This is a genomic window from Variovorax boronicumulans (assembly GCF_029892485.1).
Classification (GTDB): Bacteria; Pseudomonadota; Gammaproteobacteria; order Burkholderiales; family Burkholderiaceae_C; genus Variovorax; species Variovorax boronicumulans_B.
Genome location: NZ_JARXVG010000007.1, coordinates 296,931 through 314,329 on the forward strand (window position 1 = coordinate 296,931; position 17,399 = coordinate 314,329).

At 66.8% G+C, this 17,399-nt stretch carries 15 protein-coding genes; 2 read left to right on the plus strand and 13 right to left on the minus strand.

Going from position 1 to position 17,399, the window contains the following annotated elements; translation table 11 throughout:
- Positions 1–2 precede the first annotated feature (2 nt).
- On the minus strand, positions 3–959 hold the full coding sequence (gene tal, locus M2282_RS18850) for a transaldolase (protein WP_280810299.1): 957 nt from the start codon (positions 957–959) through the stop codon (positions 3–5).
- Between the two features lie 241 nt (positions 960–1,200).
- On the opposite strand from tal, the gene M2282_RS18855 reads away from it, so the two are divergent.
- Positions 1,201–1,875 carry a lipocalin family protein gene (locus tag M2282_RS18855; RefSeq protein ID WP_280810300.1) on the plus strand — a complete coding sequence of 225 codons (675 nt, stop codon included), beginning with the start codon at positions 1,201–1,203 and terminating at the stop codon, positions 1,873–1,875.
- Here M2282_RS18855 and M2282_RS18860 read toward each other — a convergent pair.
- Genes M2282_RS18860 through M2282_RS18880 form a run of 5 tightly spaced genes read right to left on the minus strand, consistent with a single transcriptional unit; the run spans position 1,821 to position 7,375 of the window.
- On the minus strand, positions 1,821–2,483 hold the full coding sequence (locus M2282_RS18860) for an HAD family hydrolase (protein WP_280810301.1): 663 nt from the start codon (positions 2,481–2,483) through the stop codon (positions 1,821–1,823). The two genes, M2282_RS18855 and M2282_RS18860, sit on opposite strands and share 55 nt — an antisense overlap.
- 12 nt (positions 2,484–2,495) lie before the next feature.
- Complete coding sequence (locus tag M2282_RS18865; RefSeq protein WP_280810302.1) at positions 2,496–3,539, minus strand: ABC transporter ATP-binding protein; 1,044 nt, start codon at positions 3,537–3,539, stop codon at positions 2,496–2,498.
- Entirely contained in the window at positions 3,536–4,087 is a 552-nt protein-coding gene (locus tag M2282_RS18870) for a hypothetical protein (RefSeq protein WP_280810303.1), read from the minus strand. Before M2282_RS18870 ends, M2282_RS18865 begins: the two co-directional genes overlap by 4 nt.
- Before the next feature lie 9 nt (positions 4,088–4,096).
- Positions 4,097–6,355, minus strand: coding sequence for an ABC transporter permease (locus M2282_RS18875; protein ID WP_280810304.1), 2,259 nt, complete (start codon positions 6,353–6,355; stop codon positions 4,097–4,099).
- Positions 6,356–6,364: 9 nt separating this feature from the next.
- Positions 6,365–7,375, minus strand: a complete 1,011-nt coding sequence (locus M2282_RS18880) for an ABC transporter substrate-binding protein (RefSeq protein ID WP_280810305.1) — start codon at positions 7,373–7,375, stop codon at positions 6,365–6,367.
- 157 nt (positions 7,376–7,532) lie between these two features.
- Between M2282_RS18880 and zwf the strand changes: the two genes are divergently transcribed.
- Positions 7,533–9,002, plus strand: a complete 1,470-nt coding sequence (zwf, locus tag M2282_RS18885; RefSeq protein ID WP_280810306.1) for a glucose-6-phosphate dehydrogenase — start codon at positions 7,533–7,535, stop codon at positions 9,000–9,002.
- Positions 9,003–9,131: 129 nt separating this feature from the next.
- Here the strand turns inward: zwf and ygiD are convergent, their stop codons facing one another.
- The 7 genes from ygiD to M2282_RS18920 form a co-directional block, all read right to left on the minus strand.
- Complete coding sequence (ygiD, locus tag M2282_RS18890) at positions 9,132–10,061, minus strand: 4,5-DOPA dioxygenase extradiol (RefSeq protein ID WP_280810307.1); 930 nt, start codon at positions 10,059–10,061, stop codon at positions 9,132–9,134.
- A 78-nt stretch (positions 10,062–10,139) separates the two neighbouring features.
- Complete coding sequence (locus M2282_RS18895; RefSeq protein WP_280810308.1) at positions 10,140–11,168, minus strand: ABC transporter ATP-binding protein; 1,029 nt, start codon at positions 11,166–11,168, stop codon at positions 10,140–10,142.
- On the minus strand, positions 11,165–12,235 hold the full coding sequence (locus M2282_RS18900; protein WP_280810309.1) for an ABC transporter ATP-binding protein: 1,071 nt from the start codon (positions 12,233–12,235) through the stop codon (positions 11,165–11,167). Before M2282_RS18900 ends, M2282_RS18895 begins: the two co-directional genes overlap by 4 nt.
- 21 nt (positions 12,236–12,256) lie before the next feature.
- A complete protein-coding gene (locus tag M2282_RS18905; RefSeq protein WP_280810310.1) occupies positions 12,257–13,168 on the minus strand; it encodes an ABC transporter permease in 912 nt (303 codons plus the stop codon).
- Between the two features lie 80 nt (positions 13,169–13,248).
- On the minus strand, positions 13,249–14,829 hold the full coding sequence (locus M2282_RS18910) for an ABC transporter substrate-binding protein (protein WP_280810311.1): 1,581 nt from the start codon (positions 14,827–14,829) through the stop codon (positions 13,249–13,251).
- A gap of 31 nt (positions 14,830–14,860) precedes the next feature.
- Positions 14,861–16,159, minus strand: coding sequence for a M20 aminoacylase family protein (locus tag M2282_RS18915; RefSeq protein WP_280810312.1), 1,299 nt, complete (start codon positions 16,157–16,159; stop codon positions 14,861–14,863).
- Positions 16,160–16,161: 2 nt separating this feature from the next.
- On the minus strand, positions 16,162–17,142 hold the full coding sequence (locus M2282_RS18920; protein ID WP_280810313.1) for an ABC transporter permease: 981 nt from the start codon (positions 17,140–17,142) through the stop codon (positions 16,162–16,164).
- Positions 17,143–17,399 lie beyond the last annotated feature (257 nt).

The following is a 17,399-nucleotide window of genomic DNA, read 5'->3' on the forward strand; positions in this document are numbered from 1 at the left end:
GTTTACTTGCCGCTTTCCTGCATGAGCTTTTCGAGTTTCACCGCATCGGCCGCGAAGGCGCGGATGCCTTCGGCGAGCTTCTCGGTGGCCATCGCGTCTTCGTTGAGCGCAAAGCGGAAACCGGCTTCGTCGTAGCTGACCTTCGGGGCGTCGCCCTTGGTGGCGGCCTTGGCATCGAGCGCGTGTTCCAGCGGCTCGTTGCTCGCAGCGAGTTCGGCCAGCAGCTCGGGGCTGATGGTCAGCAGGTCGCAGCCGGCGAGCGCCTGGATCTGTCCCACATTGCGGAAGCTCGCGCCCATCACCTCGGTCTTGATGCCGTGCTGCTTGTAGTAGTTGAAGATTTCGCGCACCGACTTCACGCCCGGGTCGTTGGCGCCCGCGTTCGCCGCTTCGTCCCACTTGGCGCCGGCCGACTTCTTGTACCAGTCGTAGATGCGGCCCACAAAGGGCGAGATCAACTGCACCTTCGCGGCGCCGCAGGCCACCGCCTGCGCGAACGAGAACAGCAGCGTGAGGTTGGTGCGGATGCCCTTCAACTCGAGCTGGCGCGCGGCCTCGATGCCTTCCCAGGTGGAGGCGACCTTGATGAGCAGGCGCTTCTCGGTGTCGATGCCTTCGGCCTTGTAGAGCGCCACGATGCGCTCGCCGCGGGCGATGGTGGCGGCGGTGTCGAACGACAGGCGCGCATCGACTTCGGTCGAGACGCGGCCCGGAATGATCTGGAGGATTTCGGTGCCGAAGTTCACCAGCAGGCGGTCGATGACTTCGTCCAGCGGCTTGCCCGCGTGCTTCTTCACGACTTCGTCGAGCAGGGGGCGGTATTCGGGCTTCTGAACGGCCTTGAGGATCAGCGACGGGTTGGTGGTCGCGTCCTGCGGCTTGGAAATGCTGAGTTGCTTGAAGTCACCGGTGTCGGCGACGACGGTGGTCCATTGGCGGAGGGCATCGAGTTGGTTCATGAAATCATTATCCTGTGCGGGTTGTGACAAGTCCTGCACGCAGTTGCGCGGCGACCGATGTTTTCATGCGCACCGTAGCACGGGTTTTCGCGTGCTTCCATCGGCCTCCTGCCCGCAGGGTTGTCGGCCGCCCTGCCCTACAGGGCCTGTGGTCCGTGACTGACGGCATGGGGTCGCTGGCGCGGGCTACCCTGAGTGTTACGGGCGATTTGCGCCGAACGTCTTACCTTCAGGAGCCCCCATGTCCCAACGCCCCCGACACCCCGCAGAAGCCCCCGCCGGCCGGGTTTTCGACGACCGCCGCACCAGCCACGCGATCGGTGCCATGGCCACCGCTTTCGTCGTGGGCGGCGTCGCGACCTGGCTCGCACTGGGTGCGGCGCGCACCGCCCGCGCACAAGTGGCCGGCCCGGCCGATGGCGCACCGCTGATGCGCGCCCCCTTGCAGGTGGTGGCGCCCGTGGACCTGCAGCGTTATGCCGGCATCTGGCACGAGCAGGCCCGCCTGCCCAACCGGTTCCAGAAGAGCTGTTCGGGCCCCGTCACCGCCGAGTACACCCCCCAGCCCGACGGCACGGTGCAGGTGGTCAACCGCTGCGTGCGCGCCGACGGCAACTTCAACGAAGCCATCGGCACCGCGCGCGTGGTGCCCGTGGCCGGCCAGCCGGGCGCGGGACGCCTCGAAGTGCGCTTCGCGCCCGCGTGGCTCGGCTGGCTGCCGATGGTGTGGGGCGACTACTGGATCCTGAAGCTCGACCGCGAGTACCAGGTGGCGCTGGTCGGCACGCCCGACCGTCAATACCTCTGGGTCCTGTCGCGCGCCCCGCGCCTGGACGACGCGGCACTGCAGGTCGAACTGGACTACGCGCGCAGCCTCGGATTCGACGCCGACAAGGTCGTGTTGACCGGCAGGTAGCGCGAGAGCTGCGCCGGCAGCATGCCCGGCGCGGTGCAGTGAATCGCTTGCCAGCCGAAGGCGCGTGCCGCCTCGACGTTGGCGGCGGAATCGTCGATGAACACGGTCTCTGCCGGGTCGAGTGTGTAGCGCACCGCCAGCACCTCGAAGATTTCACGATCCGGTTTGATGAACTTCACGTCACCCGAGAACACGCCACCGTCGAAGCGCCGCATGAAGGCGTGCCGCCGCTCCAGCGCGCGCGCATACGGCGCAGGCATGTTCGACAGGTAGTAGAGCCGCAGCGGCTGCCCCGCTTCGCGATGGGCGAACAGTTGACCGAGCATGTCGACGGTGACCTCGATGGCCTCGAGGCGCTCGCCCAGGTTGTCGAGCATCGCGTGAAGCTGTTCTGCCGGCAACGACAGCCGTGCCGTCATGCGGGCGATGGCATCGTCCAGCGTGCGGGTGCCGCAGTCGAAGCTGGTCCAGTCGTCGTGATGGAAAAGCGCCCGGCCCAGCGCCGCGGCGGCAGCCTCAGTGGGCGCATGTTGCGCGAGATGGGCCTGCACCAGCCGTGTGGGCTCCCATGCGAGAAGCACGGCGCCAAGATCGAAAACCACGTTCATGGCGCCATTGTTTCACGCGCCCGGCACCACGCTCACGCCATGGGCGCGCAGCGACAGCGTGGTCTGCGCGCCCGCGGCCAGGGGTTGCGACAGGTCGGTCGAGACCACGAAGACCGGGCCCAGCGCCGTATCGAAGCCGTATTCGTAGAAGCTGCCGAGGTACGCCGCCTTGCGCAAGGTGGCAGGCAAGCCATCGGCCGCGCCGATCTCCCAGGCCTCGGGCCGCACAGCCACCTTCACCGGGCCGGGCGCGATTGCATGGCGCGGCTGCAGGCGCAGCGGGCCCAGCGTGACGCTGCCGTCGGCCTCTGCCACGCCGGGGAACACCATCGCCTCGCCCATGAAGCCGGCGACGAACTCGCTCTCGGGCCGGCCGTAGAGTTGCTCGGGCGTGCCGCGCTGGGCAATCACGCCGTGGTCCATCACGATGATCTGGTCGCTCACGGCCAGCGCCTCGCTCTGGTCGTGCGTGACATAAGCCACCGTGAGCTTCAGGCGCTGCTGCAGCGCGCGGATTTCTTCCCGCATCTCGCGGCGCAGGCGGGCGTCGAGGTTGGACAGCGGCTCATCGAACAGCAGCACCGCGGGCTCGAGCACCAGCGCACGCGCGAGCGCCACGCGCTGCTGCTGGCCGCCCGAGAGTTCGCTCGGCAGGCGTTCGTCGAAGCCGACCAGGCCCACACCCCTCAAAGCCTCACGTGCTCGCGAGGTGGCCTCGTCCTTCTTCACGCCGCTCATGCGCAGGCCATAGCCCACGTTCTCGATCACGTTCATGTGCGGGAACAGCGCGTAGCTCTGGAACATCATGCTGACGTTGCGCTCGGCCGGACCGAGCGTCGTCACATCGCGCCCACCCATGTAGATCGAACCGGAGGTCGGCGACTCGAGCCCCGCGATCATGCGCAGCGTGGTCGTCTTGCCGCAGCCCGAGGGGCCGAGGATGGTGGTGAGCGTGCCGACCGGCACTTCGAAGCTGATGCCCTTGACCGCCATCGGCCCGTTCTTGTCCGTGCCGTAGCGCTTGGTGACGTTGCGGAACTCGATGCCGTTGCTCATTTACTCCGCCTTTGCTGGGCAAGAAATTGGATATCGCGTTCGTACTGCGCATCGGCATCCACGCGCGTCACGTCCTCGATGCGCAGCCACAAATGCGACTTCTGCCAGGTCTTCATGGTTCCGAACTCGTTCAGAACGAAAGAGATGTGGTCAATCTGCGCGATCTCGCCAATGAACGTGACTGATGAATTGGAACTCTCGGTCATCGCATTGACGTAGCCGAACGCCTTCTGGATTGACTCCAGGACCGAGCGCGTCGATTCGAGATCGAGCTCGGGCGCTGTCGGCTTCGATGCCTTGGCATCGATCAAAGCCTGGATGGAGATCAGCGCATTGCCTTGCCATCTGATCCTGGTGACGTCACCCAGATGAACCACGCTGATGCCGTTGGGCAATCCGTCTTCGCTGAACAGGCTCAGATAGACGAAGGTGTCGGTGAATCCGGAAACAACGCCGGTAAGCGATTCCTGGCTCCAGCGGTCGCGGTACAGGTCGACCAGCGTTTGCTCCGTTTGAAGCTGAAGCAACAGGTCTGCATGAACACTCATCTTTTTTCCTCAATGTACGGGCGCGGACACGACCGGCACCGCTGTCCCGCGCCGCCCCAGCTTGCGCTCCCCGACCACGAACTGCACCAGCGCGATGGCCAGCGACATCAGGATCATGAGCACCGTGCAGTACGCCAGCGCAATGCCGTAGTCGCCGTTGCCGACGCGGCCAATGATGTACGTGGTGGCGAGTTCGTTCTCGGCGGTGACCAGAAAGATCACCGCGCTCACCGTCGTCATCGCGCGCACGAAGCTGTAGACCAGCGCGGCCACCAGCGCGGGCTTGAGCAGCGGCAGCACCACCTTGAACAAGGTCTGCGAAGTCGATGCGCGCAGCATCAGCGAGGCCTCGTCGAGCGAGCGGTCCAGTTGCTTGAAGGCGGCCGTACCTGCCCGCACGCCCACCGGCAGGTTCCGGAACATGAAGCACAGCACGATGATGAGCCCGGTGCCCGTGAGCTCCAGCGGCGGCACATTGAAGGCCAGGATGTAGCTCACGCCGAGGACTGTGCCCGGGATCGCGAAGGCCAGCAGTGCGCCGAACTCGAAGATGCCCTGCCCCTTGAACTCGTTGCGCGCCAGCAGCCACGCGATCAGCAAGCCCAGCGCTGCGGTGATCGGTGCCGAGATGCCCGCGAGCTTGAGCGTGGTGATCAGCGAGTTCCACGCCGTGCCCGCCCACACCAGCCCGAACTGGCCCCACTCCAGCGCGAACGCATTCTTGAAGTGGTTGAGCGTGAAGCTGTAGTCGCGGCCCCAGGTCTGCACGAAGCCACCCGCGAAGGCGAAGAGGTAGACCACCGCGGTGAACGCAATCCACGGCAGCGCGATGCAGTAGATGGTGCGGCGCACGCCGTCGGGCAGCGCCATCGCGATGCCCGCGTCGCCCTTGCCGCTCACCGTGGTGTAGTTCTGCTTGCCCAGCAGCCCGCGCTGCAGCGCGAACACGCCGAGCGCGAACAGTGTGAGCACCCAGGCGAGCGAGGCCGCGCGGCCCTGGTCGTACTGCGCGCCGACGATGGCGAAGAAGATGTCGGTCGAGAGCACCGAGAACTGCCCGCCCACCACCACCGGGTTGCCGAAGTCGGCAATGCTCTCGATGAAGCCGACCAGGAAGGCGTTGGCCAGCCCAGGCTTCAGCAGCGGCAGCGTGACGGTGAAGAAGGTGCGACGACGGTCGGCACGCAGCATCTGCGCGGCTTCTTCCAGGCTGGGCGCGATGCCCTGCACCACGCCGCGCATGATCATGAAGGCGATGGGCGTGAAGGCGAAGAGCTGCGCCACCAGCACGCCCGGCATGCCGTAGAACCAGCGCGTCGGCTCGATGCCGAACACGTTCTCCAGCAGCTGGTTGACGATGCCTGCGCGGCCGAACAGCAGGATCAGGCCCAGGCCCACCACGAACGGCGGTGTGATGATCGGCAGCAGCGCCAGCACCCGCAGCACGCCCTGCCCGCGCTTGCTGCCGCGCTCGGCCATCAGCGCCATCAGGGTGCCGAGGAAGGTGGTGCCGGCCGCCGTGAGCAAGGCCAGCACCAGCGTGTTCCACGCCACGCCGCAGCGCACCCCGCCCGCCAGGCACCCCAGGCCCCAGATGCGCTCGGTGAACACGCGCGCAACGAAGGCGCCTATCGACCATTGCCCGTCTTCGTTGAAGAACGCGCCCGACAGCGCCTTGCCCACCGGGTAGGCGATGAACAGCGCCATCAGCACGCCGCAGCCGATGATCGCGGCCGCCACGAACAGGTCGCCCTTGAAGAGACCGAACCGGGCGATGCCGAAGGCCGCCAGCAGCACGAGCGCGGTGAGCGCCACGAAGCCGCCCGCGCCGATGCCGAACTGGTTGATCGCCAGCTCGCCGAACTGCGTGTTGAGTGCCGCGACGCTCCAGCCCCGCGCGCCGATGGTGAAGCCCGCGACCGACAGGCCGATGGCGCCGATCGCGCCGCCTGCCAGGAGCCATCGCCCCTGCGCACGGCCGGCAGGCAGCCACGCGCCGATCGCGCACATCAACAGGCCCGCCAGGCCGATGAAGAGCCAGCTGCGCCCCTGCGTCGCGGCCTGCATCAGGCCGTTGGCGCCCTCCGCCCGTCCGAAGACCTGCGGAACGGCTTCGTACCAGGCCGCATCCTGGATCGCGTACCAGGGCAGCAGCAGGTACGCCGCAATGCCCAGCGCGACCCACGCCCAGATCCAGCGCTGCGCGCGCCGGGCGGCCGCCACGGACGCCGGGTTGACCGGCGCGCCGCCGATGGAACCCGCTTCCATCGCTTCCACTTAGCGCGGCAGCGAGTTGACGTCCTTTTCCCAGCGCGCGATCAGGCGCCGGCGTTCGGCGCTGGCGCCGTACTTGGCGTAGTCGTAGTTGATGAACTTGATCGTCTTGAAGTCAGGAATGCGCGGATCGAGCTTGGCGCCCACATTGCTCGGCAGCTGAAACTGCTTGTTGGCGGCGCCCAGTTCCTGAGCGGCGGGCGTGAGCGCCCATTCGTAGAACTTCTTGGCGGCGTCCAGGTTGCGCGCGCCCTTGATGATGCTCATGGAGCCGATCTCGGCGCCGGTGCCGTCGCTCGGCGTGATGGTCTCGACCGGAAAGCCCTGCATCTTCTCGCCCGGGCCGTCATGCACGAAGCTGATGGAGATCGCGGTTTCGCCGCGCGCCACCGCCTTGATCGGGCCGGTGCCCGAGCGGGTGTACTGGCCGACATTTTTGTGCAGCGCCTTCAGGTACTCGAAGGCCTTGTCCTCGCCCATCATCTGCACCAGCGTGGCGATCATCGTGTAGGCGGTGCCGCTGGACGCGGGGTTGGCCACCTGGATGTCGCCCTTGTACTCGGGCTTGAGCAGGTCGGCCCAGGTCTTGGGCACGGGCAGCTTCTTCTTGGCGAGCAGCTCGGGGTTGTAGCCGAAGCCCAGCGGCCCCGAGTAGATACCAACCGTCTTGTAGCCTGACTGCTTGGCCTGCTGCTGGGCCCAGGGGTGCAATTGCGCCAACGTGGGCGACTTGTATTCGAGCGTGAGTCCCTGCTCGGCCGCCTGCAGGTGCGGGTCGCCCGTGCCGCCGAACCAGACGTCGGTCTTGGGGTTGTCCTTCTCGGCGATCAGCTGGGCCAGCGCCTCGCCCGATCCCTTCAGGGCCATGTTGATGCGAACGCCCGTGGTGCGGGCGTAGACGGTGGAAATCACGTTGCACCATTCGGCCTGGACCGAGCAGATCACGTTCACGGTCTGTGCCGATGCGGCGGCCGACAGGCCCACGAGCGCGGCTGCGCAAAAAAGCTTCTTCATCTGGTATTTCCCTGCCTCGTGGATAAAAAAAAGGCCTTGCGGCCTGGGGGCAGCGTAGCTTTAGTACAGGTCGGGGGAATCGGTACAAGTACCATCGCGACTGGCGTCCCGCCAAGCCCGGACGCCTCCTGGCACTCAGACAAAGGAAAGTTTTCTCATGAGCTTCGATCTCGTTCTGTTCGGCGGTACTGGCGATCTTGCGTGGCGCAAATTGATGCCCGCGCTGTTCCAGGCCTTCCGGCACGGCAGCCTCCCGCAGGACGGACGCATCGTCGGCGTGGCGCGGGACGACCTGTCGGACGACCAGTACCGCGAACTGATCCTGTCGCGCTTCAGCGCGGTCGAAGGCGCCAAGCGCCCCTCCCCGGAAGAATTCAAGAAGTTCGCGTCGATGCTGCATTACCTGCGCATGGACCTGTCCAAGCCCGACGACTACGCCAAGCTGGCCGACCTGCTCAAGCAGCGCGACGCCTCCACGGTCGTGATGTACGTGGCCACCGCGCCCGCCCTCTTCACGCAGGTGGTCGAGCAGATCGCGGCGGCCGGCCTCAACGGGCCGAAGACCCGCATCGTGCTCGAAAAGCCCTTGGGCCACGACCTCGCATCGAACCGCGCCATCAACGCAGCCGTGGGCAAGGTGCTGGAAGAAAAGCAGGTCTTCCGCATCGACCACTACCTCGGCAAGCCCTCGGTGCAGAACCTGTTCGCGATGCGCTTCGGCAATGCGCTCTTCGAGCCGATCTGGCGCCGCGAGCACATCGCCAACATCCAGATCACCATCGCCGAAGACCTGGGCGTGGAGAAGCGCGGTGCCTTCTACGATCAGACCGGCGCGCTGCGCGACATGGTGCAGAACCACGCGCTGCAACTCCTGTGCGCGATCGGCATGGAGCCGCCGATCAACTCGCACGCCGACGCGATCCGCGACGAGAAACTGAAGGTGCTGCGCGCCCTCAAGCCCTGGACGCCCGAGAGCCTGAGCCTGCACGCGATCCGTGGCCAGTACACCGCCGGCACCGCCTATGGCGAGCGGGTGCAGGGCTACCGCGACGAGCCCGGCGTCGACCCCGACAGCCGCACCGAAACCTTCGTGGCGCTGCGCACCGAAATCGCCAACTGGCGCTGGGCCGGCGTGCCGTTCTACATCCGCACCGGCAAGCGCCTGGCATCCCGCGATGCGCGCATCGAAGTCAACTTCCGCCCGACGCCGCACGCGATCTACCGCGCGCCCGCGGGCAACGTCAACAAGCTGGTGATCAACCTGCAACCCAAGGACGGCCTGGAGCTGCACATGCTCGCGCAGGCGCAGGACAACCGGCAGCGCAACGGCAACCAGAGCGCCGTCGCGCAGCTGGCGCCGGTGCAACTGGATCTGGACTTCGACAAGCGCTTCGGCGCCGAGCGCGTGGGCGCCTACGAGCGCTTGCTGCTCGACGTGATCGACGGCCGCCTGAACCTGTTCGTGCGCAGCGACGAGCAGGAAGAGGCGTGGCGCTGGGTGGAGCCGCTGATCGACAGCTGGGAATCGGACGGCGGCCCGCGCCCCTACGCGGCCGGCACCTGGGGCCCGAGCGCATCGAGCGCGATGATTGCCCGCGACGGCTTCTCGTGGGGCGAAGAGCAGTAACTCAGGCCCTGAAGGCGCGAAGGAACCGTCGCGAGCGCCCCGAGGTCGCGTCGAGGACCGCAGCCGTACTGACGTACGGCGAGGACCGCAGATGCGAGATCGGGGTGCGCAGCAGGTTCATTCGCGCCTTCAGCCGAATTGCACGCAGCGCATGCTGAGCGTGCCGGACTGGAAGCCTTCGTACACCGTCTTCGCGCGCTCGCTCGCCCCGGCGGCGCCGAGCGCGTAGAGGAACGGAAAGTAGTGATCGGGCGTCGCCACGGCGGTCGATGCGCCCTCCAGCTTTTCATACCCGATCAGCGCGCGATCATCGCGGCCCGCGAGCGCTGACTTCACCGCATCGTCGAAGGACTGCGCCCAGGGGCGGCTTGCCTTCGGCCCGTCGACGGTGCCGCGGTCGGTGGCGCGCAGGTTGTGCACCACGTTGCCGCTGCCCATCACCAGCACGCCCTTGTCGCGCAACGCGGCCAGATCGCGCCCCACTGCGTAATGGAAGGCGGCGGGCTTGTCGTAGTCGATGCTGAGCTGGAAGACGGGAACGTCGGCCTTCGGATAGAGGCGCTTGAGCACCGACCAGGTGCCATGGTCCAAGCCCCATTGGTCGGTGGCGATGACCGGCGACTGCTTCACCACGCCGACGGTTTCCTGCGCGAGTGCCGGATGGCCGGGCGCGGGATAGTCGACGTCGAAGAGCGCCTGCGGGAAGCCGCCGAAGTCGTGGATCGTCTTCGGCTTCGCCTGCACGCCGACGCCGGTGGCGCCGCGGCTCAGCCAGTGCGCCGACACGCTGAGGATGGCCGTGGGTGGTGGCAGCTCTTTGCCCCATGCGGACAGGCGGCGCGTGAACGCGTTGTCGGCGATGGCGTTCATCGGCGTGCCGTGGCCGATGAAGATGACCGGCATGCGCCGCGACGGCGCACCGGCGGCCGCGTGCGACAGGGTTGCGAGGGAGGCCAGCGCGGCGGTCGCACCGAGCGCGGACGCCATCACGAAGCCCCTGCGGCCGAGCTCGGGTGCGTTCACTGGGTGAGCGGTGGAGAAAGTCGTGCGGCGTGCCATGGTGTCCTTCGGGGTTGCGGCATCACTCTGCCGCAGCGCCCGGGCTCACGCAGTGCGTTTGCGCACATGCCGCGGCATCTAAATCCGCCCCTCTTCCACCGCATGGCAAGCCACCTGCACGCCCTTGAGGCTCAAGAGCTGCGGCCGCTCCGCGGAGCAGCGCGCATTCGCATGCGGGCAACGCGGATGAAACGTACACCCCGTCGGCGGATTCAGCGGATTCGGCACCTCCCCCTGCACCGCGGTGCGCCGGCGCCCGGTGTGCTTCATCTGCGGGATCGCGTCCAGCAGCATGCGGGTGTACGGATGCTGCGGATCGGCGAAGAGCTTCTGCTTGTCCGCCACCTCGACCAGCCGGCCGAGGTACATCACCCCGACCTGGTCGGCCACGTGGCGCACCACCGCGAGGTTGTGCGAGATGAAGAGGTAGGTCAGGCCCTGCTCGCGCTGCAGGTCCTTCATGATGTTGAGCACCTGCGCCTGCACGCTCACGTCGAGCGCCGAGGTGGGCTCGTCGCACACCAGGAATTCGGGCTGCGTGGCGAGTGCACGCGCAATGGAGATGCGCTGGCGCTGGCCACCCGAGAACTGGTGCGGGTACTTGCTCATGTCCAGCGGCGAGAGGCCCACCGACTTGAGCAGCTCGCCCACGCGCTCGCGCAGTTCGGCCTTGCCGCTGAGGATGCCGTGCTCGCGCAGCGGCTCGCCGATGATGTCTTCCACAATCCAGCGCGGGTTCAGGCTCGCATAGGGGTCCTGGAAGATCATCTGGATGCGGCGGCGCAGCTTGCGGCCTTCGGGTGTCTTGAACGCGGCATGCGCGTCCTGCCCATCGAACTGCAGGCCACCGCGCGTGGGCGCGTAGAGGCCGACCAGAAGGCGCGCGACGGTACTCTTGCCGCAGCCCGATTCGCCCACCAGCGCGAGCGTCTTGCCGCGCTCGATGGAAAAGCTCACGCCATCGACCGCATGCAGCAGCACGCGCGGCTTGCGTTCGAGCACGCGGTTGAGCCAGGGCGGCGAGACGTCGAAGGTGCGGGCCAGGTCGTGCGCGACGACCAGGGGCTCGCCGGTTGTTGGCTTGCGGGGTTCGATCGCGGCGCTCATCGCGTCACCTCCGCGATGGGTTCGGCCGCTTCGGGCGTGGCGCGTTCGCCGGCCGCGAGCGCGTCGTGGTGCTTCGCGGCGATCTCGGCCTGCCCCAGATGCGGATCGGCCGCATCGTGCAGCCAGCATGCGGCACGCGTGGCGCCCGCGTGCATCAGCTCGGGCCGCTCGGTCAGGCAGCGCGCGAAGGTGCGCGGGCAGCGCGGGTTGTAGGCACAGCCGGTCGGAATGGCATTGAGCCGCGGCATCGCACCGTCGATCTGGTTGAGCCGCTCGCGGTCGCTCGCCATGTCGGGAATGGACGCCATCAGGCCCGATGTGTAGGGATGCGAAGGCTGGTGGATCACTTCGTGCACCGGGCCGATCTCGGCGATGCGGCCCGCGTACATCACGGCCACGCGGTCGCAGGTCTCGGCGATCACGCCCATGTCGTGCGTGATCAGCATCACGGCCGCGCCGCGGTCCTTGCAGATGCGCTTGAGCAGTTGAATGATCTGCGCCTGGATGGACACGTCGAGCGCGGTGGTCGGCTCGTCGGCCACGATGAGCTTGGGCTCGGCCGCGAGCGCGAGCGCGATCACCACGCGTTGCCGCATGCCGCCCGAGAACTGGTGCGGGAAGTGGTCGATGCGTTGTTCGGCGGCGGGAATTCCGGTGTCCTGCAGGAGGCCGATGGCGCGCTTGCGGGCTTCGGATTCGGTCACGGGCAGGTGCGCCCGGATGGTCTCGATGAGTTGCCGGCCCACGGTGTAGAGCGGGTTCAGCGAGGTCAGCGGGTCCTGGAAGATCGCGCCGATCTTGCGGCCGCGAATGGGGCGCATCGCATCGAAACTCAGGTTGTCGATGCGCTGGCCCTCCAGCAGGATCTGGCCGCTGGCCACGCGGCCCGGCGGTTCGAGCAGGCCGATGATGGCCGCGCCGGTGAGCGACTTGCCGGCGCCCGATTCGCCCACCACGCCGAGGATTTCCCCGGGCGCGATGTCGAAGGAAATGCGGTCGATCGCGCGCAGCGTGCCGCGGCGGTGCGGAAACTCGACGACGAGGTCTTTGACCTGGAGCAGCGTCATGGTGGCGTTGTCCTTTTCTCTTCAGCGCAGGCGCGGATTCAACGCGTCGCGCAGCCAGTCGCCCAGCAGGTTCACGCTGAGTGCGATCAGCACCAGCATCAGGCCCGGAAACACAGTGATCCACCATTCGCCCGAGAACAGGTACTGGTTGCCGACGCTGATGAGCGTGCCCAGCGAGGGCGAGGTCGGCGGCACGCCGACGCCGAGGAACGAGAGCGTGGCCTCGGTGATGATCGCGGTGGCGACCTGGATGGTGGCCAGCACCATCACCGGCCCCATCACGTTGGGCAGCACGTGGCGCAGCATGATGCGCACCGGCGCGACGCCAGTGACGCGCGCGGCCTGCACGTATTCCTTGTTGCGCTCCACCAGCGTGGAGCCGCGCACCGTGCGCGCGTACTGCACCCAGCCCGTGAGCGAGATCGAGATGATCAGCACGCCGAAGGCGAGCGACTCGTGCGCGCCGGGAAAGAGCGCACGGCCCACGCCGGCGATCAGCAGCGCGACCAGGATGGGCGGGAACGACAGCATCACGTCGCACACGCGCATGAGGAACGAATCGAGCCAGCCGCCGAGAAAGCCGGCCAGAAGGCCGAACACCACCCCGACGACGACCGACAGCACGACCGAGACGACGCCCACGATCATCGAGATGCGCGCGCCGTAGATGACGGCCGAGAGGATGTCCCGGCCCTGGTCATCGGTGCCGAGCAGGTATTTGGACGAGCCCTCGGCGCTCCATGCGGGCGGCAGGCGCGCATCGCCGAGCTCCAGCGTGGCGAGATCGAAGGGGTTGTGCGGCGACACCCAGCCGGCAAACGCCGCGCAGAACAGGCAGACCAGCGCGATCAGTGCCGCCGCCATCGCCACGGGCGAGGTGCGGAAGCTGTAGCCGACGTCGCTGTCGAGCCAGCGGGCGAGTGTTTTTTTCATCGTGAGGGAAAAAGGAATGGGCCCGCAAGAAGCGGGCCCATGGTCAGGCCATCAGGCCGCCCGGGGAGCGGCCGGGGAAATCACTTGATGCTCATCCACTTGAAGTACATGAAGTTGTCGGCCAGTTGCACCAGCTCGACCTTCTTGCTCACGCCCCACGCCAGCGACTGCTGATGCAGCGGCAGCGTGCCGATGTCGTCCGCATGGAGCTTGAAGGCTTCCTTGATCAGCTCGTTGCGCTTGGTCTTGTCGCTCTCGGACTGGATCTTCTTGGTCAGCTCGTCGAGCGTGGGATTGCAGTACGCGCCCAGGTTGAACTGGCCCGTGCCCTTGTCGTCGGGGCAGGCGGTGAGCGAGCTCAGCGCGTTGTGCGAGTCGTAGGTGGTCGGGGTCCAGCCCAGCATGTAGAAGCTGGTGTCACGGCGAAGGATCTTGGGGAAGTAGGTGCCCTTGGTCTCGGCGGCCAGGTTGATCTTGACGTTGATCTTCGCGAGGTTGGCGGCCACGCTCTGGCAGATCTGGCCGTCGTTCACATAGCGGTCGTTCGGGCAGTTCATCGTCACTTCGAAGCCGCTCGCGTAGCCGGCTTCCGCCATGAGCTTCTTGGCGGCCTCGACGTCGTAGGGCAGGCGCTTGTCCTGCTCGGCACTCCAGCCGTTGATGCCGGGGCCGACCAGCAGGCCCGTGGGCTTGGAGGCGCCGCGCATCACGGTGCGCTGGATGCCGGCGATGTCGATGGCCTGGTAGAAGGCCTGTCGGACGCGCTTGTCCTTGAACGGGTTCTTGCCCTTGATGTTGGAGTACAGCAGCTCGTCGCGCTTCTGGTCCATGCCCAGGAAGATGGTGCGCATCTCGGGGCCGGTGATGACGCGGGCATTGGGCGCGGCGTTGATGCGCGCGATGTCCTGCACAGGCACCGGCTCCATCACGTCGACTTCGCCGGAGACCAGCGCGGCCACGCGCGTGGCCGGGTTGGCGATGGGCGTGAAGACGATCTCTTGCGCGTTGCCTTCGATCTTGCCCCAGTAGGTGCCGTTGCGCGTGAACACGGTGCGCACGTTCGGCTGGCGCTCGCGCACGCGGAACGGGCCGGTGCCGTTGGCCTTGAACGAGGCGGTGTTCTCGATGCCCTTGCGGCGGTCGACCGGCTTGGTGGCCTGGTTTTCCTCGCACCACTTCTTGCTCATGATCATGGTGAGCGAGATCACGTCGGGCAGGATCGGGAACGGGCCGTTGGTTTCGATTTCGACGGCGAGATCGCCGACCTTGCGCACGGCCTTGATGTCGCTGAGCGTGGCGCGCAGGTCGGAGCCGTCGCCCTGCGCACGCGCGAAGCTGAACACCACGTCGTCGGCGGTGAACGGCGTGCCGTCATGGAACACCACGCCCTTGCGCAGCTCGAAGCGCCAGACGTTCGGCGAGGTCTGCTTCCAGCTGGTGGCCAGCAGCGGCGCAAGGCTCAGGTCCTTGTTGCGTCCCACGAGGGTTTCATAGACGTTGGCCGTGACGCTCAACTGCAGCGACTCGTTGAGCGAGTGCGGGTCGAGCGACAGCGCATCGCCCTGGTTCGCGATGCGGATGGTCTGCGCGCTCGCGACCAGGCTGGCGGCGCCCAGGGCGCACAGGACGGCGACTGCGGCCGCTTTCTTCTTGAAACTCATGGGAACACTCCTCGGGTTGAAATCGAACACATCACGACGCCGCGGTGGCGGCGGCTTTCCCTTGCTGCGAACTGCGGGTAGCAGCCAGCGGCATGCCCTGCTCGATCAGGCCCGCATGCAGCGCGGCGCCCAGCGGCAGGATCTCGTCGTTGAAGTCGTAGCGGCTGTTGTGCAGGAAGGCGCCTTCGCGCACGTCCTGGCCGATGCGCAGGTACGCGCCCGCCTTTTTCTGCAGCATGAAGGAGAAGTCTTCGGCGCCCATGCTGGGCTCCATGCTGCGGTCGACGTTCTTGGCGCCGACCAGCGACTCGGCCACGTCGGCCGCGAACATCGCCTCGGGGGCGGTGTTGATGGTGGCCGGGTAGATGCGCTCGTACTTGATGGTGGCGGTGGCGCCGAAGCCGCCGGCAATGGCCGTGCAGAGTTCGGTCAGGCGCTGCTCGACCTGGGCCTGCACCCGCGCGCTGAAGGTGCGCACGGTGCCGACCAGTGTGGCTTCGCCGGGGATGACGCTCATCGCGCCGAGGTCGCCCGCCTGCACCGCGCAGATGCTGACGACGGCCGCGTCGATGGGCCGCACGTTGCGCGACACGATGGTCTGCGCCGCGGTGATGATGTGCGCGGCGACCACCACCGGGTCGATGGTCTGGTAGGCATGCGCGCCGTGGCCGCCCTTGCCCTTGATCTCGATCGTGATGCGGTCGGCCGCGGCCATCATCGCGCCGCGGTTGATGCCGACGGTGCCGGCGGGCATCGCGGGCCAGTTGTGCATGGCGTAGACGGCATTGACGGGAAAGCGGTCGAACAGGCCGTCTTCGATCATGACGCGCGCGCCGGCAAAGCCTTCTTCGCCGGGCTGGAAGATCAGCACGGCGGTGCCGTCGAAGTCGCGCGTTTCGGCGAGGTAGCGCGCGGCGCCGACCAGCATGGCGGTGTGGCCGTCGTGGCCGCAGCCGTGCATCAGGCCGTCGTTGGCGGAGCGCCAGCCGAAGCTGTTGTCCTCGCGCATGGGGAGCGCATCCATGTCGGCGCGCAGGCCGATCATGCGGCCGCTGACGGTCGACTTGCCGCGGATCACGCCGACCACACCAGTCTTGCCGATGCCCTCATGGATCTCGTCGACACCGCAGGCACGCAGCGCCTCGCGCACGCGACCTGCCGTGTAGACCTCTTCGAAGCCGAGCTCGGGGTGCGCGTGCAGGTCGCGGCGAAAGGCCGTGAGTTCGGGATAGAAGCTCGCGATGTTCGCGAAGGCCCTGCCCGATGCCTTCAGGCGCGGGGCCGATGCGGTGGTGCCCGTGGAAGAAGCTGCTGCTTCTGCTGCTCTCATGTTCAATGTCCTCCCGCCTTGCCAACGCGCAGACGCGGATCGACCACGAAATACAACAGGTCGACAACGAGGTTGATCACCACGAAGATCAGCGCGATGAGGCACAGGTAGGCGGCCATCACCGGGATGTCGGCGAAAGTCACCGCCTGGATGAACAGCAGGCCCATGCCGGGCCACTGGAACACCGACTCCGTGATGATGGCGAAGGCGATGAGGCCGCCGAGTTGCAGGCCGGTGATGGTCATCACCGGCACCAATGTGTTCTTGAGCGCATGGCCAAAATGGATCGCGCGATTCGACAGGCCCCGGGCGCGCGCGAACTTGATGTAGTCGGTGCGCAGCACCTCGAGCATCTCGGCGCGCACCAGCCGCATGATCAGGGTGAGCTGGAAGATCGCGAGCGTTACCGACGGCAGCACGATGTGGTGCCAGCCGTCGGCGCTGAAGAGGCCGCTGGTCCACCAGCCGAACTTCACGGTTTCGCCGCGGCCGAAGCTCGGGAACCAGCCCAGCGTGACCGCGAAGACGAGGATCAGCAGGATGCCGATCAGGAAGGTGGGCAGCGACACGCCGAGCAGCGAGACCGTCATGAACACCTGGCTCAGGAAGGTGCCTCGGCGCAGCGCCGTGTACACACCCATCGGAATGCCGATGAAGAGGGCCAACGCGGCTGCGACCAGCGCGAGTTCGAGCGTGGCAGGGAAGCGCTCTCCGATCAGGCGCGATACCTTGGCGCCCTGGCGCAGGCTCAGGCCGAATTCGCCCTGGGCTGCATTGACCAGAAAGTGCCAGAACTGCACGAAGAAGGGCTGGTCGAGCCCCAAGGCAGAGCGCAGTTCACGGATCTGCTCGGGCTTGGCATCCTGGCCCAGCAGGAACACGACGGGGTCGCCGACGTATTGGAACAAGAGGAAGGCAATGAACGCGACCGCGATCATCACGATCACGGCCTGGATCAGGCGGCGCAGTACAAAGGCAATCATTAGCAAACAAAGTGAACGGGCATGCTAGCAGTGCAAGGTGCGTGCCCGCACGGGGGTTCCCCGGGGGTGCACACACATGGTGCTCATTGCCAACACCTTGTCCTTCGTGAACGCCAGAACGAAAAAAGCCACCCGACTTGCGCCGGGTGGCTTTTGAGCTTCTAGCTTCGATGCTGGCTCACGCCAGCGTCAAATCAGAAAGCGTGACGGATACCGAAGTCGTAGCCGGTCGAGGTCTTCGGGGTGAAGCCACCGGT

What these genes read in the sequence shown, in the direction of transcription:
- zwf (WP_280810306.1), top strand. Translation starts at nt 7,533, where the DNA reads ATGAGCTTCGATCTCGTTCTGTTCGGCGGTACTGGCGATCTTGCGTGG.
- M2282_RS18895 (WP_280810308.1), bottom strand. Translation starts at nt 11,168, where the DNA reads ATGAGCGCCGCGATCGAACCCCGCAAGCCAACAACCGGCGAGCCCCTG.
- M2282_RS18880 (WP_280810305.1), bottom strand. Translation starts at nt 7,375, where the DNA reads ATGAAGAAGCTTTTTTGCGCAGCCGCGCTCGTGGGCCTGTCGGCCGCC.
- M2282_RS18860 (WP_280810301.1), bottom strand. Translation starts at nt 2,483, where the DNA reads ATGAACGTGGTTTTCGATCTTGGCGCCGTGCTTCTCGCATGGGAGCCC.
- M2282_RS18900 (WP_280810309.1), bottom strand. Translation starts at nt 12,235, where the DNA reads ATGACGCTGCTCCAGGTCAAAGACCTCGTCGTCGAGTTTCCGCACCGC.
- ygiD (WP_280810307.1), bottom strand. Translation starts at nt 10,061, where the DNA reads ATGGCACGCCGCACGACTTTCTCCACCGCTCACCCAGTGAACGCACCC.
- M2282_RS18870 (WP_280810303.1), bottom strand. Translation starts at nt 4,087, where the DNA reads ATGAGTGTTCATGCAGACCTGTTGCTTCAGCTTCAAACGGAGCAAACG.
- M2282_RS18875 (WP_280810304.1), bottom strand. Translation starts at nt 6,355, where the DNA reads ATGGAAGCGGGTTCCATCGGCGGCGCGCCGGTCAACCCGGCGTCCGTG.
- M2282_RS18915 (WP_280810312.1), bottom strand. Translation starts at nt 16,159, where the DNA reads ATGAGAGCAGCAGAAGCAGCAGCTTCTTCCACGGGCACCACCGCATCG.
- M2282_RS18855 (WP_280810300.1), top strand. Translation starts at nt 1,201, where the DNA reads ATGTCCCAACGCCCCCGACACCCCGCAGAAGCCCCCGCCGGCCGGGTT.
- M2282_RS18865 (WP_280810302.1), bottom strand. Translation starts at nt 3,539, where the DNA reads ATGAGCAACGGCATCGAGTTCCGCAACGTCACCAAGCGCTACGGCACG.
- M2282_RS18910 (WP_280810311.1), bottom strand. Translation starts at nt 14,829, where the DNA reads ATGAGTTTCAAGAAGAAAGCGGCCGCAGTCGCCGTCCTGTGCGCCCTG.
- tal (WP_280810299.1), bottom strand. Translation starts at nt 959, where the DNA reads ATGAACCAACTCGATGCCCTCCGCCAATGGACCACCGTCGTCGCCGAC.
- M2282_RS18920 (WP_280810313.1), bottom strand. Translation starts at nt 17,142, where the DNA reads ATGATTGCCTTTGTACTGCGCCGCCTGATCCAGGCCGTGATCGTGATG.
- M2282_RS18905 (WP_280810310.1), bottom strand. Translation starts at nt 13,168, where the DNA reads ATGAAAAAAACACTCGCCCGCTGGCTCGACAGCGACGTCGGCTACAGC.